The sequence below is a fragment of the Leptolyngbya sp. CCNP1308 genome (assembly GCF_034932455.1).
GTDB lineage: Bacteria > Cyanobacteriota > Cyanobacteriia > Phormidesmidales > Phormidesmidaceae > Nodosilinea.
Window position 1 is genome coordinate 1 of the sequence record NZ_JAYGIH010000015.1, and the last position, 14,957, is coordinate 14,957.

General features: G+C 47.5%; 12 protein-coding genes. 2 read left to right on the forward strand and 10 right to left on the reverse strand.

Translation table 11 applies throughout. The features are described 5' to 3' along the window. Positions 1 to 148: 148 nt before the first annotated feature. Complete coding sequence (locus tag VB780_RS07565; RefSeq protein WP_323350552.1) at positions 149 to 235, forward strand: phosphate-starvation-inducible PsiE family protein; 87 nt, start codon at positions 149 to 151, stop codon at positions 233 to 235. Positions 236 to 357: 122 nt separating this feature from the next. Continuing rightward, positions 358 to 1,170, forward strand: coding sequence for a class I SAM-dependent methyltransferase (locus tag VB780_RS07570; RefSeq protein ID WP_323350528.1), 813 nt, complete (start codon positions 358 to 360; stop codon positions 1,168 to 1,170). A gap of 267 nt (positions 1,171 to 1,437) precedes the next feature. Here VB780_RS07570 and VB780_RS07575 read toward each other — a convergent pair whose 3' ends face one another. The 10 genes from VB780_RS07575 to VB780_RS07620 all read right to left on the reverse strand — a co-directional run bounded on the left by VB780_RS07575 (position 1,438) and on the right by VB780_RS07620 (position 14,950). Further along, a complete protein-coding gene (locus VB780_RS07575) occupies positions 1,438 to 2,511 on the reverse strand; it encodes a glycosyltransferase family 1 protein (protein ID WP_323350529.1) in 1,074 nt (357 codons plus the stop codon). 51 nt (positions 2,512 to 2,562) lie between these two features. Further along, positions 2,563 to 3,525 carry a GDP-mannose 4,6-dehydratase gene (locus VB780_RS07580; RefSeq protein ID WP_323350530.1) on the reverse strand — a complete coding sequence of 321 codons (963 nt, stop codon included), beginning with the start codon at positions 3,523 to 3,525 and terminating at the stop codon, positions 2,563 to 2,565. Positions 3,526 to 3,561: 36 nt separating this feature from the next. Further along, positions 3,562 to 4,782, reverse strand: coding sequence for a glycosyltransferase family 1 protein (locus VB780_RS07585; RefSeq protein WP_323350531.1), 1,221 nt, complete (start codon positions 4,780 to 4,782; stop codon positions 3,562 to 3,564). Between the two features lie 2 nt (positions 4,783 to 4,784). Beyond that, positions 4,785 to 5,942, reverse strand: a complete 1,158-nt coding sequence (locus tag VB780_RS07590) for a glycosyltransferase family 1 protein (RefSeq protein ID WP_323350532.1) — start codon at positions 5,940 to 5,942, stop codon at positions 4,785 to 4,787. Positions 5,943 to 5,954: 12 nt separating this feature from the next. After that, entirely contained in the window at positions 5,955 to 6,872 is a 918-nt protein-coding gene (locus VB780_RS07595; RefSeq protein ID WP_323350533.1) for a glycosyltransferase family 2 protein, read from the reverse strand. A 6-nt stretch (positions 6,873 to 6,878) separates the two neighbouring features. Beyond that, entirely contained in the window at positions 6,879 to 8,270 is a 1,392-nt protein-coding gene (locus VB780_RS07600) for a glycosyltransferase family 1 protein (protein WP_323350534.1), read from the reverse strand. A gap of 45 nt (positions 8,271 to 8,315) precedes the next feature. Continuing rightward, complete coding sequence (locus VB780_RS07605) at positions 8,316 to 10,991, reverse strand: glycosyltransferase (RefSeq protein WP_323350535.1); 2,676 nt, start codon at positions 10,989 to 10,991, stop codon at positions 8,316 to 8,318. A 9-nt stretch (positions 10,992 to 11,000) separates the two neighbouring features. Then, entirely contained in the window at positions 11,001 to 13,127 is a 2,127-nt protein-coding gene (locus VB780_RS07610; RefSeq protein ID WP_323350536.1) for a methyltransferase domain-containing protein, read from the reverse strand. Between the two features lie 113 nt (positions 13,128 to 13,240). Beyond that, positions 13,241 to 14,284, reverse strand: coding sequence for a class I SAM-dependent methyltransferase (locus tag VB780_RS07615; protein WP_323350537.1), 1,044 nt, complete (start codon positions 14,282 to 14,284; stop codon positions 13,241 to 13,243). 15 nt (positions 14,285 to 14,299) lie between these two features. After that, positions 14,300 to 14,950 carry a TylF/MycF/NovP-related O-methyltransferase gene (locus VB780_RS07620; protein ID WP_323350538.1) on the reverse strand — a complete coding sequence of 217 codons (651 nt, stop codon included), beginning with the start codon at positions 14,948 to 14,950 and terminating at the stop codon, positions 14,300 to 14,302. Positions 14,951 to 14,957 lie beyond the last annotated feature (7 nt).

Genomic DNA, 14,957 nt, shown 5'->3' on the forward strand with positions numbered 1-14,957 from the left:
GAAGCTAGAGAATCACATTGGTGCGATCTGGACGTTCATCCACGACTACAATCGCCGCGTCAGAGAGAAGTTGGCAGAACGGGAATCGCCTACGTTTTCCTCTGTCCTTTACTAAAGTGCACTACCCATTATTCTTGACTTAGAGGATGTGTCGGGTACGACGCTGATCGGGCTGGCGATCGCCGTCTTTGCCCTGGCGATCAGCTACTGGATCGTGCGGGTTAGCCATCGTTAGCGGGAACTAACAACATACTTGCTGAATAGCGGCACGAATTTAGGTGGAGGTATACAGGGCCATGTATCCTTAAGGAGCTCCAATTCGCAAGACTGTCCTGAGTAGTGTATATGTGATTTGTTATGTCAAAATCCAATGAAATCAATTACATCAAAAATGTATCCTCTACTGAGGGAATTGCTATTGAGCAGTTCGCAAATTATCTAGAGCAAAAACCATTTTCTGATCCCCAATGCGGTAACTATTTGATTGATATTGGTCAAATGATGCGTTTTCTACCACAACCTCCGGCACGGCTGCTCGACATAGGGGTTGGCAGCGGTTGGACGAGTGATCTTTTTTGTCAGCGTGGGTATGAGGTTTTAGGCCTCGATATCAGTCCTGATATGATTGAACTTGCAAACCGACGTGCCCGGCCTTCCTTGTGTTTCCAGGTTTGTGACTACGAGGTAGGCCCCTTGCCCTCAGGTTTTAATATTGCGGTCATTTATGATGCTCTGCACCATGCCGAAGATGTTTATAAGGTTATTAAAAATGTCTACGATGCCTTAGGTGAGAACGGTATTCTGATTACTGCTGAACCAGGAGTCGGACACTCTCAAACCGAAGATAGCATCACTGTGATGAAGAAATACGGTACAACCGAGAAGGATATGCCGTTCTCACTACAGAGGCAAATGATGTTAAAGGCTGGCTTTGGTGTTGTTGAGCAGTATGCTCGCGTTACCCAACTACCGTTGTGTGAAATTAGTACGCCCAAGGGTGCCTTGGCTCAACTTAAACATGCCATCTCGCTTACCTACGGATCTGTGACAGGGTTAACCAGTATTGTGATTGCTCGTAAAGTGCCTGCCAATAAATCTCAGCAGACGGACATGAAGGAAGTGTCCGCCAAAATGCTGTCTCTTATGGAAGATCATCGGCTAAAAATCTAGCAGTGCTAGAGTAAGGGTCATTGTTCGGCAAGATATCAAGCAGGTTACAGATGGCTAGACCCCACCGATACCAAACTGTACTAAGCGCTTTTTTGCTTTACCTTTACTTCCCTATCCTATGCAACACTCAATACCATATAGAAATTTGAGTCTAAGTTTCCCCTCTCTTTTGCCAGACAGCTCATGCAGAAATAAAATCGTCTGCCTTGTTACGTTGAATCTAGCCAAATGAAGTTTGGTGATCAATTTTATAGAGGCATTAATCTTTTACAAATATTCCCTGAGTATGTCACTGGTCTGGTAGCCCGTCTTTTCCCAGCTAAATTGCCTTGCTCGCGCTTGCCCAGCATGGTGCAGGGTTTCCCAAAGCCTTTGATCGTTAGCAATAGCCATCATCGCCTCAGTTAGCTCACCCACGATGTAAGGGTCGATCAGTAGCGCGGCCCCTCCGGCTACCTCAGGCAGCGATGACAGGTTGGAGGTAATCACTGGCGTACCACAGGCCATTGCTTCTAGCACTGGCAGGCCAAACCCTTCCCACAGGCTGGGAAACACCAGCGCGATCGCCTGGTTGATCAGCCGAGGTAGTTCGTCATAGGGAACGTAGGCCAAAAACTGAACGCGATCGCCCAGCCCCATCACCTCCACCTGAGCTTGCAGCGCTGGCGTATAGCGGGGGTCGGGCACTCCAGCGATCAAAAGCTTAAAGTCAGGTAGTTTTGTCTGGGCAAAGGCCTCAATTAGTCGCCCCAAGTTCTTATAGGTATAGTGGCTGCCCACATAGAGAAAATAGGGCTGACGTGGCAAATCTAGCCAGCGATAGTGATTAGCGTCGTAGGCTAAGGGAACAACCGTTGCAGTCCCCGGCGGTGGGCCAAAAAAGCGGTGAATATCGCGCAGGGTTGACTCAGAGTCGCAAATAATATGCTCAGCCTGGCGAATGACCTGGGGCAGATAGTGGCGAAAGTACAGCGTCAGCGGCGACCCCGGCTGGGGAAAGTGCAGGGGAATTAGATCGTGCACCGTCACCACCGTTCGGCAGGCTGACCAGAGCGGGGTTTCGGGAATGGGCGAAAACAGCAGCTTGGTTTTGAGCTGTCGGTATAGCTTGGGCAACTGAAACTGGGTCCACCACAGCCGCCGAGCATGGCCCCGTTTACCGGCATCTGTGGTAGCGCCCTGGGGCGAGGGCAGATGGCGATGGCCGGCAATGGGGCGATCGCTGAGCATGCAGCAGTCTGTTATAGCCAGATGCTGCACCAAGTTGAGCGCATAGACCCCTAGCCCCGTCGGCTTAGTGGGAACAAACGCCAGGTTAATCAGCAGCGAGGCCTCAGTCATGCCAGAGTTGTTTAAGGATGTGTTCTATGCCTGCGATCGGCTGGCTGATGCCTACCCATTCAGCGTTTTCAGGTCGTGATCGACCATCGACTCAACCAGGCGCTGAAACGAATACTGGGGCTGCCAATTCAGCTCGGTTTTAATCTTGTCGATCGCCCCCACCAGCTGCACATCCTCATCGGGGCGATAAAACGCCGGATCGACGCTGACGTACTGCTGGTAGTCCAGGCCCAGGTAGCTAAACGCACAATCCACCAGTTCACGCACCGAGTGGGTCTCTCCGCTGGCGATGATGTAGTCCTCGGGATTCTCCTGCTGCAGCATCAGCCACATCGCCGTCACCACATCCTGAGCATGGCACCAGTCTCGCCGGGCATCCAAATTGCCCAGCCGCAGTTCCTTCGCCAGGCCGAGTTTAATCTGCACCGCCCCCCGCGTAATTTTGCGAAAGACAAACTCTGCCCCCCGCCGCGGTGACTCGTGGGTATAGGTAATGCCGCAGCAGGCGTACAGATCGTACTTTTGCCGGTAGTTGACCGTCATCCAGTGGGCGTAGGCTTTGGCTACGCCGTAGGGATTGCGGGGCCGAAAGGCCGTACGCTCGGTTTGGGGAGACTCGTCGGGCTGGCCAAACACCTCACTGCTCGACGCCTGGTAAAAGCGAGTGGTGGGCTTGCAGCGCCGAATTGCCTCCAGCAGGCGAGACACCCCCAGGGCCGTATACTCAGCGGTGAGGGCGGGCTGGGTCCAAGACAGGGGCACGTAGCTCTGGGAGGCCAAGTTATAAATCTCATCGGGCTGCGTCTGATCGATGGCGTCAATCAGCGAGAATTGGTCTAGCAGATCGCCAGATATGACTTCAATTTGATTCGAAAAATGGCTGATGCGCTCAAAACTGCTGGAACTAGAGCGCCTGACCATGCCGCAGACCTCGTACCCCTGAGACAGCAAAAGCTCAGCCAGGTACGATCCGTCTTGGCCGGTGAGGCCCGTAATCAACGCTTTCTTTGCCATTGAAACTACTCGTTCAATCCATTGGGCTGGGCTTACCTATAGTAGTGAACGATAGGCCGCCAGCGTTAATTTGGCCGTACGAGTCCAGGAAAACTGAGCCGCCTGATGATGGCCTTTGGCAATCATGGCTTGGCGTAGGGTGCGATCGCCCATCACCCGCCCCAGCGCCTCCGCCAGGTCTTCCACGCTGGTGGGGTCTACCAACAGCGCCGCATCACCGGCCACCTCGGGCAAAGATGAGGTGTTGGCCGTGACCACCGGGCAGCCCAGGGTCATCGCCTCTAGCACCGGCAGGCCAAACCCCTCGTAGAGCGAGGGATAGGCAAACACATCGGCATTTTGGTAGCAGTAGGCCACCTCAGCATCGGAGAGGTAGTCGAGATGGCGAATGTGATGCCGCCAGGGAGAGGCGGCGATCGCCTCAAAAATCGGCTCAAACTGCCATCCTTTTTGGCCCACCAGCACCAGTTGATGATCGATTTGGCGATTTGTTTTGAGCTGGTCAAAGGCCTGAATCAGCCGCACCACGTTTTTTCTGGGTTCTAGGGTGCTCACGAAGAGAATGTAGGGGCGATTCGCGAAACCTAAAGCCTGCGGCATCCCAGAAACAGGAACCGACTTGGAACCAATATCTGTTCCGGAGTCGCCCAAATCCACCGCCGCCAGGGCGGCATAGCTCCCTCCCACAGTATCAGCTGCATAGCGGCTTGCTAGCGGCGTCACCCACACTTGTTCGGGTGGTACCCCCAGCAGTTCGACAATATCGCGCTTAGAGCTTTCAGAAATAGTGATTACCAGATCGGTCCAGCCCAGGCACTGCCGTACCCGCTGGCCATAGGTGCGCACCACCGCCGTCACGTACTCGGGGTAGCGCAGAAACGACAGATCGTAGATCGTCATCACCCGCAGGCTATGCCGACAGGGATAGACGGCATAGTTGGTGCCGTGATAGATATCGAGCTGACCAAATCGATGCTCTAGCTGCCCCAAAACCGGATTGTTAGGCACCTGGGCTAGCAGATTGAGCAGGCGTACCGGCAGGGGTAAAACGGCCACATCGTCATAGGTTGATAACACCTCGGGCAGCGCTAAATTGCCTCGCAGCCAGTTTTTAAGGCTGGGTTGATAGGCGACACCAAGACTAAAGTTTTCAGATGCTTGCAGCGATCGCAGTGCCCCCAGCAGATTTAGCACGTAGAGCCCGACGCCGCTGGGCCGGGGCAACACTGGCGTAGCTTCAACCACCACCCTAAACATACCTAGTTCAGCCCCGATTGACGGTGGCGCGGCATCTGCAAGGCCTGCTCGTAGGCCCCATAGACCGCCGCCGCCGATTTTTCCCAGGCAAACGAGCGCGCCTGCCGCCCACTGCTAGCCTGGCAGGCGGAGCGCCGAGCGGGCTCCTCGATTTGCGTCAAAGCCGCCACAATACTCTCCTCACTGGACGGGTCGATGTAGAGCACCGCGTCTCCCCCCACCTCCGGCAGACTGGTTGTATTCGAGGTGATTACCGCAGCCCCGGCCCCCATCGCCTCCAGCACCGGTAGCCCAAACCCCTCGTAGAGCGACGGGTAGACAAAGGCCCAGCAGTGGCGGTAGAGCCAGCGCAGCGTCCGATCGCTGACATAGCCAAGAATATGCACCCGATGCTGCAAGTTTAGATCGGCTATATAGGCGGTCAGGTCATCCTCTAGCCAGCCGTTGCCCCCCGCTAAAACCAGCGGCTTAGGCAGAGGGTACTGCTCCGCATAGCGCCTGTAGGCGGCCAGGAGCCGCCGCAGATTTTTCCTCGGCTCCAGAGTGCCGACCGAAAGGAAAAAGGGCTTCCCCGCCGCCAGCGCCGGCACCGGTTCCTCCGGCCCGTCCGCCACCAGCCGATTCCCCAGGTGGGCAACCACCACCCGTTCCGCCGGGAAGTGCGGAAAATTCTCCAGAAATCGTTTTTTGCTGTAGTGGGAAATGGCAACTACCACATCAGCCCACACCGAGGCCGCCAGCATGCCGTTAAAGCAGTGGTGTCGGTTTTCTTCAGTGGTGCATTCGGGCAGATCGATAAAGCTCAAATCGTAAACGGTGTACACCAGGCGCGCCCGGCTCAGGCGTGGGCAGGAAAAATTGTTGGCGTGAATGACATCGGGCCAACCAATCAGACTTTCATCAACCCCCTGGGGATTGCCCCAGAAGGCGAATGACTCTTCTTTGGTCTTAAACGTTAGCGGGTATTTGCAATTTGCAAACTCGATAGCGGCAATATTTTTTCGATAGCCCGGATCCCAATAGGTGGTGCCGAAGGTTTTGTAGAGGTAAAAACTGTCGTTTTGATACTGGGAAATCAGGCTTTTGGCCAGACTGTCGGCGTAGAAGCCACACCCGGTTCTAATGCTGCCAGTTTGGCTAACGTCAAACCCTATTTTCATCATCAGACCCGATTAAAAGTTAACTTTGCTTCTCAGCCAGTGGTAGTAGGCCGCAGCTATCCACCGAGCAATCTGCCAAATTGTAGAAGGGGAGACCGCAAAATTGCGCCATCGACGGTAGCCGTGAAATGCCTCGGCACAAAACTCATTGATGCGCTGCACCGGTGCTAACAGGTTGCCTACATCACTACCCTCGAGCTTCTCCCGCTCCTCTACGGAGACCGATGCGTAGGCCAGCACCCAGCGCTCCGGTGAACGCGAAAATTTTGCCTTGAGCATGTCGTTTATTTCATAGTGCACCGCCACCCTCTGGCCCAGGGTTTTGGTGTCCTGGTAAAACCGTGAACCCGCCAGCGGTTTTGGCAGGTAGAAAAAGTCAGTGTGCTGACCATACCGAAGCCAGAATTCATAATCCATACAAAACTTGAGATTGGCGTCCAGGTCGCCATAGTTTTGCACCATTTGCCGCCGAAAAAACACCGCTGGCTGGCACAGAAAACAAATTTCCCGCAGCCGCCGGTAGTTCCATGGCTCAGTGGGATATGACTCTATAAATTTGTCGTCTCGATCGATGTGGTTGGCCTGGCCGTAGACAACCTGCACCTCGGGATGGGTCAAAAAAACCTGCTGAACCTGTCTAAATGCCTCAGGGTAGTAAACATCATCGGAATTAATCCAGGCGATGATATCTCCACGGGTAGACCGAATACCCTTATTGACGGCGTCGGCCTGTCCGCCGTCGGGTTCGCTGACCCAGCGCAGCTGATGTTGGTACTGCTTTAAAACTCCCACGGTCTGATCGGTGCTGCCCCCGTCACAGACCATGTAGTCAAAGGCTACGTCGGTCTGCGCCAACACGCTCTGAATGGTGCGCTCAATAAACAGGCCCTGGTTGTAGGATGGGGTGACAACGCTGAAGGTAAGGGTCATAGCAAACTATCGGGACGGGGGTAAGGTATGGGCGGCGGCTCTAAACACATCTAGGTATTGTTCCGTCATAGAGCGCTGGTTGAACCCTTGCAATCGTTGCCGAGATCGTTCTCTCAGCTGAATAGTTAAAGTGTCATCTTGGGCGATCGCTGCGATCGCATTAGCAATTGATTCAGGTTTACGTGGGTCAAAATAAATCACAGCATCTCCACCCACTTCAGGTAAACTCCCCATAGCGCTGCAAGCAATGGGCTTACCAAACCACATAGCTTCCAGCAGCGGAATGCCAAATCCCTCATAGAGAGAAGGAAATATTAAACCCTTAGCCCCCTGCCATAGGGCAGTCAATTCCTCCTGACTCAAAAACCCCAAAAAGTGAACGCTGTCCCCATAGCCTAGATTTAAGGCCAACTTCTTGAGTTCTTTCTGGGGCTCTTCCAAAGCACCAGTAAACACCAAGTTCAAAACTAGATGCGGAAACCTTTCCCTAAAAATTGAGTAGGCAGCCAGCAGCATGCGATGATTTTTGTGGGGCCAAAAATTGGCAGGGAAAAATAAATAATGGTTTTCCTTCAGACCCAACTGCTCGAGAATGCTATAGACACTGTCTTGGTCGAGGGGATTCAACCGCTCGTGAATACAAATAGGGATCGACAACAGCGTTTCACCTTCTGCATCAAAGTGATGCAAGAAAGACTGCCGAGTAAATTCAGAGATGCAAATGATCTTGTCTGCTTGAGCAAGCAAGTTAGTGAGAAACTGAGTTCGGTGGAAGCGTTCTTCTTGGGTAAAGAAAAAAGGAAGATCTAAATGCTGAAAATCGTAGGCGATAGCTACTAAAGGTAGCCCTCTCTCTGCTAGCGTAGGAGCCGAAAAAGGACAAAATAGAAGATCAACATTATATTTTTCTCGGAGGACAGATGGAGGTAGTCGCGGTCGCTTACTACTAAGAACTTTTTGTAGTAGCTTATGTGACCGAGGGTAAGAGATGAGTTTTCGCTTCACCAAACTCTTGAGCTTTGCTAACTGAGGTCGACCTCTACTGATGAGGATGGTTGACAGGCGCTTTACCCCCTCCTTAACCAAAAGTCGAACCCGGGTCAGCCGATCTACAGCAATTCGATCGCTACCAGAAATAAGTTTCAACGAAGCTGGAACTGGAGCAGCGACTGCATACATGTTTGACCTGAGTAAGCAGACCATATTAGATCCCTGGAAACTTTGAAGCTCCTCATAATTCCACTCTTCAGCAATAAGCAGATAATCAAACTCATCAGCTTGAAGAGAATGAAACATTCTTAACAACGTCAAAACCAACGTTTTCGCTCCGCCATTTTCTCCACCAGGACGCAAAGGAGTTAAATCAACAGCAACTTTAATCTTATTTTTGCTATTCATACTTTAAAGAGCTCTCGACCATACAATCTCCTTGATTGCTAATAACTAAATGTCCTTCAATGTAGTAACAACTCGACGCATCACTTCTTTTATGCGAACCCAAAATTCTCGTATTTTCCAAAGCTTACTTGATTGTATAGTCATTATAGTAACCTGGGCCTCTTGGAACTTAGATTGGGTCTGTTGTAGTTGTTCTTGAATATGCTGTAGTTGTTCTTGAGTACGCTGTAGTTGCTCTTGAGTATGCTGTAGTTGTTCTTGAGTATGCTGAAAACTTTCGACCACACGACGTTGCTGTTGCTGCAACTTTCTAAACTCTAGCCAAATTAAATCTTGTCTTCTTAGAGTGCGCTGATTTTTAGATACTCCAACTATAGTCTCAGCAATCCTATCAGCCATACTTTTCCAAGAAAATGTTTGAGCTCTTGCTAGGCCTCTTTCCCTCAAGCCCTTACGGGAATCTAGGTTTTGAATAGTTTTTAAGGCAACCACTAAACCGTCTGGATTATCGGGGCTAACATAGAGAGCTGCATTACCTGCCACTTCTGAAATATATGAATTATGGCAAGCAATAACGGGACATCCACATGCCATTGCTTCTAAAAGTTGTAGGCCAAACCCCTCATGCGGAGACAGATAGACTAGGGAAAAAGCACCAGAATAAGCTGTTCTAAGCTCTGTGTCAGTCAAGTGAACCATATGAGTTTCAAGATCAATGGCTAATTCTTGCAGTTCCTTTTCTAGTTCTGGTTGCCCATCTATACAGAGTACGGAAAATTTTTGCTTAAGTTCAGATTGGTTTAATGCCTCAAACAACAAAATTGAGTTTCTATATCCATTGCGGCTTAATCGCTCGCCGGTCAATATAATGTAGGGTTTGCGAATACTAAAATTCGTTATGAATTTCTCTATTTGATCAGAGTCGGCAGGCGAAAAAAATGATTCTACTCCACAATGAGAAACCGTGATCTGAGACCGCTTAACATAGGGGAAAAACTTTTTTAGCTCATAGGCCATATGGTTTGAGATAACAATATAATGTGATGCATGAAGAATGCTAAGCTGCTTCTCACGCCAAGCAGGAGCATTAAGATCCATATTGAGAATTTCTGGGATCATATCGTACCCCACAAATATAGACGGTGTAGATATCGGCGTAGTATAGTAAGTGGAAATAAATACACTAGCGCATTCTTCATCGCAGATCGATTGTAAAATCTTTGCGTCAAGACCTCCTTGATCATGGCTATTTAAGGCAATAGAATCGTGGTGAAAAATAGACGCATGGGGGTGAATTGATCGGTAGCGTATTCCTGGAAGCTTAGGAGCAGTTTCATCTCGATTCAACACTACAATATGATGTTTAAAGTCTGTTTTGCTCCATTCTGATAGAATACACCGCCATGCACGTGAAACATCTGCTATTTGAGATATCTGAAAGAAAGCACCATCAATTACAATTTTGGGATTTCTTTTGTCAAGCTTTTGCCGAAAATTTTCTCGGGACTTATTAAAAATTAAATTTAGCTGTTCAGTCAAACGCTCTTCTGAAAAATATTTTCTGATAGTTTCACGTGCGTTTTCTCCTAGATCTTTGCATAAAGATTGATTGCACAAAAGTTGTGTAACGCACTCGGAGAACTCCTCAGCATTCTTGGCAATAAATCCATTATAATTTGATTGAATTGGCGAACTTCTCGCTAAATTTTCTAAGGCAATTACTGGAATTCCATGGGCCATTGCTTCTACAATTTTTACTTGCTGTCCTGTGCCACCAATTAAAGGGCAAATAGCAAAACTACTGATGGCATACAACGGAGTTAAGTCTGGCACAAATCCCAGTAGTTGAGTACCATGAACAGCCGTCAAATTCTCACAGCTAGGCCCAACTACCTTCAAGGTGAATTCTGGGAATTTCTCTATAATGCCAGGAAGAACCTTCTGGACAAAATAGCAGTATCCCTGCAAGTTAAAAGGGTTAGGGCCAACAGCTAACAAAGGAGATCCTGTATAGCTGTTTCGGATAGATGGTATATCTACTGTAATTGGTATGTACTCAACGACTGTATTTTTACTGCGCTCACTAATTTCTTGTGCTTCGCTAGGTGAAATGGCAATTGTATAGTCATACTGATCACAAATCCAATATTCTTCAGGAGAAGCAGAAATATCAATTTCAGAAAAGAATTGTTCATTAGTAAACTCAGGTGATATTTGTTTAGCGTCAATTGGTGTCGAAGAAATATATTGATTTAAGGCATGACACATTTTTATGTTTTGGCTATATAAGTCAATCGTGTCAAGTATCCTCAGCGTTAATTTGAATTCATCACCAATTGCTAATCCCCCCCATAGTGAATAGCTTACAAAAACTAGGTCAGGGCATATCTGATTAAAAGTGTCCCGAAAATACTGGCGCAATCCTGGTGGAATAAACATCGAAAACTTAACAGCAGAGTTCATACCTCTTCCTGCAAGGCGAGTATAGTCAATGTCTAACTCTGTAGGTTTATGAACTTTAACAGTGATCCGAAGCCTATCTTCTAGGTATTTAATGCTTTCACGTGTCCAAGGGTTATCGGTAAATTGTTCTGAGCTCAGTAGTGTGATTTCATAGCCAATGGATTGTAAGGCACGCAATACAGATAAGCAGCGACGATGAGCACCTGACCGAGATGGGTAGGGATTGTGGGGGAAAAAAACAAGTGCTTGCTTAGACATATATATTTGCTAAACTTTCTCGAGAATAGCTGCAAATTGAACATAGCAAGATGAGTCAATGCTCTTTGCATTTAAAATATGATATACGGTTAAACTCAGTCCATTTAGATTCTCGGAAATGCGGCTAACTAAATGATCTGGATCGTAGAATCTACCATGACGATTACCCCAACCTACTGCTGCATGAATAATGGCATCATTCTCAAAGCTTACATTTTGTGGTACTGCAATTACCGGATCTGTTTGAATTGAGTATTGAAGCGCCAAGTATAGTGGCACAATACAAATTTTACCGCCTGGCCGTAATACTCTCGCCGCTTCACGGACAAAACCTATGTCTGCATTTTGTTCAAAGTGTTCGAATGAGCAGTGTAGAGCCATCTTACTTGCAAAATTATCGGGAATAGGCATATGTGCTGCATTCCCACCGATTTTATTACCATGTAAGCCTGTGGGATAAGCTAAATCTTGACGGTAGGTTTTACTACCGAACAAGTTATGATAAATTTCAGGTACAGGACTACCTTCGCTAGCGATATCGATGTAGGTATCTTCTGCATTAAGTTGCAAAAGTTTAGCGGCAATATAATGTTCTAAAGATTTTTCAGGGAGATTAAACGAATAATAAGCTGGAAAGTCCTCAATATAGCGAGCTGAACGAAAATAGATTTGATAGTCTGTTTTATCGAGCGAGAGTTCTTTTACAGAGATCTCAAGGCTTCGCAAGCGCTGAGAAATCTCACAGGCCTCATTATTGGTCGTAGAAACTGCCTGGTTAACTTTTGGCTCACGAATGTGAGTATAGAGTTGATCATGCTGCAGAGGTGTAGACGCCGATGCTTTAGATAGCACTGGCTCAATTGGTCGAGAGACCAGCGGTAATGCTTGCATCCAAGCTTTAGATTTGCTTTTGAGTTGATGCCAAGCCTTCTGAAGGTACCCAACTTTACTGTTATCTTTATCGTTAATAGAAATTTCGACTGGTTGAATGTGCTTATTCATTTGCTGCTGTAAGTAGGTGATTTGTTGAAGCAATCTGTCCTGAATCTTCTGCTGGTTAGCCAACTCGATCTGAAGATCTGCAACACTTTTCTTGACAGAATAGGAGCGGCTATAAAACTGAGGTGCCATCTCAAAGGGGTTACTACCCTTGAAGTTACCCTCTACTAGATCTTCGTAATAAGCGTCACGCATAGTTGGTTGAATCAGCTCATCCGTAGAAAAATGATTGAATGCGTATGGAAGCATTGATGTGGTTTGATAACCATGTTGCAAAAGACGCTCGCGATACTTGTCTGCCAACTGTTCCCACACTGGTAGTGATTGATGGTAGTATCGAGAGCTATTACGGGACACCTGCCTAGGATTTTCGATTTGCCAACCACTGAAATGCAAAAAGAGCAGTGGCTTAGCGTCAACCGTGACCTTCCCATCCTCCTCTAAACACAGCGGATGCTCCCATAAATTCCAATGTCCTAAATTTGCCCCAGGATGTCTAAGCAGACCTGTATTTGGAAAGAGGGCCGGCAAGAAGTCTAACCAGCGCTGATCGACATAAAGTCCACGTGGATTATCTGTGCTAAGATCATTGAAACAATGGTGCTGTAGACAGCCCTTAAACCATATAATAAATTGAGCGCTCTCCTCACAGCGCCGCACTCCTAGAAAACCGCCATTATAAATCCCTAATCGCAGGATGACTTCAGGTAAGGAATCTTCTGAACTCAGTGCTTGCCAAGATTGATAGTGGGGATTAATTAAAACTGAATGACGGTCAAGTTGCTCAAATATAGAATCTAATCGATGGGTAACAAAAATATCTCCATCCAAAAATAGCCACTTTTCGACAGTAGTGTGGTGCCATAAATAATCATGTAACCAGGCTCGTAAAGCACAACATAGCTCGAAGGATGTGTAGTAAAAACACATTTGCTGAAGAATGTCTTGCTCTGGCAAATTTGCTAGTTGTATTAGCTCAAAAGGCTCTTTTTCTGGGTCAAAGTATTTGTCTACACGATCAGCTAAAAGCACATATACTGATATTTCCGGATGATGTTGGCGCACGCTCTCAGCTAAAGTTCGAGCATAACAAAGGTGGCTTTTAGTAACAATTGTGCAAATAGCTTGGGTTGGCATAAGCATTCAGGTGGATGAATATTGGATGCGGCAAAACTGAGAGCATACAATTTACGATTCAAGTATACCGATTTAATATTACTGAAGTTTGCATCGCGCAGTAGAAATACTCACTATGACTCGTGCTTTGGTAAGGCCAATCTCTGCTTCAAGCTAACCCAGCGCTGCCGTAGCTTCCATAATCTGCCACTTTCTATTGTTTCAATATATCCATGGGCCAACGCTAATTGTTCTTGCAATTGTTCTAAACTTAAAGTCTCAGAGTCCTGTTGTGTTAAGGCTGAAAGCGTTTCAACGTCAATACGGAGATTATCTAAAGTTTGACGCAAGTAATCGATCTCTAATTGTTGGGCCGCTAGAGCAGACAGCCATTCTGTCTGATCTGGAGAGACTATAAAATCATCATGGTCGAACTGATGCAGGTGCTCTGGCATCTGCCAAGCAACGCGGGGATCTGGTTGATGAATCACAGGTTCAACATTTCCGCGCCATGCTACTCCCATAATCTGCATAGTGTGATAAATCTTGGTTTGCCAACCTCGCTGCTTAAAGTAATCTAACCCTTGGGCTACTGCTGGACTGATAATGTCATGGAATAAAATTATGGCATCACTGGCAGCAAATTTCTCGCAACAGCGGGCATCTTCTAAAGGAGCAGTGCCTTCATGATTACCATCAATAAAAATAAGAGACCAGCACCGTTGCTTGTGATGCGCTATCTCCTCAACCTGCTGGGGGCTATAACCAGGGATGAGGTTGACTCGATCGCGCACCCCTGCCTTCTTTAAGGAACTAGCTACACTCTCATAAAACTCAGACTTCTCAAGAACCGGATCGATCACATCTAGCTGCACACCCCCTGAGGCTAGATGGCAAGCTGACCAACCCATCCAGCAGCCTATTTCGAGAGCTGACTGACCTTTGAATTTTAAAGCAGTATTGTAGAGTATGTGGGCTTCATCAGGACTAAGAAAGCCCACTGTAGGATATCGCCGATCAACATACCAACGATGAGGTATTTCACGGCGTAAAAATGGCCAGGGAAACCCTTCTGCCTGTCCTTCACATCTGTGGGGAAAACAAGGTGCTAAATCAATTAGAGATAGCCCTTTGGAAGTATAGTCCCATCTTTGAATCCGATTTTGTTCTTTAGTCATGGATGTATTCGTGCACTAGCGGTTATGATTTCTGCCTTTAATCCAATAAGCTTGAGTAGAACCCAACCGCTCTAGAAGCGGTTTCTCCTTCCTCTCTTGACAAAAATCATAAAATGCCTCACGGCATCCTTCCCAATAGCCAAAATCATCTAGAATAATACATCCGCCTTGAGGAATACGATCATAAAATGTGTTCAAGACTAAAAGAACTGAGTCATACCAGTCAGCATCGCAATGTAGCAACGCCACTCGTTTAGGTAAAGAGTGCCGAAAAGTTTCCTGAAACCAACCGGCTTGAATATAGCATCGTTCTAAGGGTGCTGCTGCATCATCTAAAATTTTCTGAACATCTGAAAGCTCTGCAGCACATTTTCCAACCCATTCAACAGCATCTTCTCCATCTTTAAGAGAAGTTGGGGGAAGACCTTGAAAGCTGTCATATAACCAGAGGTGACGATCTGATTTCAAAGATCTTGAAAGTACAGCAGCAGAGCCACCCTTATAAGTACCACATTCAACAAAATCGCCTAATACATTTCGTTGGTTCAAGTCGTTACAGAGATGGGCTATATTTTCAAGGCGAGCTCGACTACATAAAGTGTAAGGCTGGATTAGAGCGAAAAATTGGTCATCTATATGAGTTTCAGTGTTGATTGATGTTGACATCACTTAG

Bases quoted from the DNA above. Each gene is read 5' to 3' on its own strand.
- VB780_RS07575 (WP_323350529.1), bottom strand. From the start codon at position 2,511: ATGACTGAGGCCTCGCTGCTGATTAACCTGGCGTTTGTTCCCACTAAG.
- VB780_RS07595 (WP_323350533.1), bottom strand. From the start codon at position 6,872: ATGACCCTTACCTTCAGCGTTGTCACCCCATCCTACAACCAGGGCCTG.
- VB780_RS07605 (WP_323350535.1), bottom strand. From the start codon at position 10,991: ATGTCTAAGCAAGCACTTGTTTTTTTCCCCCACAATCCCTACCCATCT.
- VB780_RS07580 (WP_323350530.1), bottom strand. From the start codon at position 3,525: ATGGCAAAGAAAGCGTTGATTACGGGCCTCACCGGCCAAGACGGATCG.
- VB780_RS07620 (WP_323350538.1), bottom strand. From the start codon at position 14,950: ATGTCAACATCAATCAACACTGAAACTCATATAGATGACCAATTTTTC.
- VB780_RS07615 (WP_323350537.1), bottom strand. From the start codon at position 14,284: ATGACTAAAGAACAAAATCGGATTCAAAGATGGGACTATACTTCCAAA.
- VB780_RS07600 (WP_323350534.1), bottom strand. From the start codon at position 8,270: ATGAATAGCAAAAATAAGATTAAAGTTGCTGTTGATTTAACTCCTTTG.
- VB780_RS07590 (WP_323350532.1), bottom strand. From the start codon at position 5,942: ATGAAAATAGGGTTTGACGTTAGCCAAACTGGCAGCATTAGAACCGGG.
- VB780_RS07570 (WP_323350528.1), top strand. From the start codon at position 358: ATGTCAAAATCCAATGAAATCAATTACATCAAAAATGTATCCTCTACT.
- VB780_RS07610 (WP_323350536.1), bottom strand. From the start codon at position 13,127: ATGCCAACCCAAGCTATTTGCACAATTGTTACTAAAAGCCACCTTTGT.
- VB780_RS07585 (WP_323350531.1), bottom strand. From the start codon at position 4,782: ATGTTTAGGGTGGTGGTTGAAGCTACGCCAGTGTTGCCCCGGCCCAGC.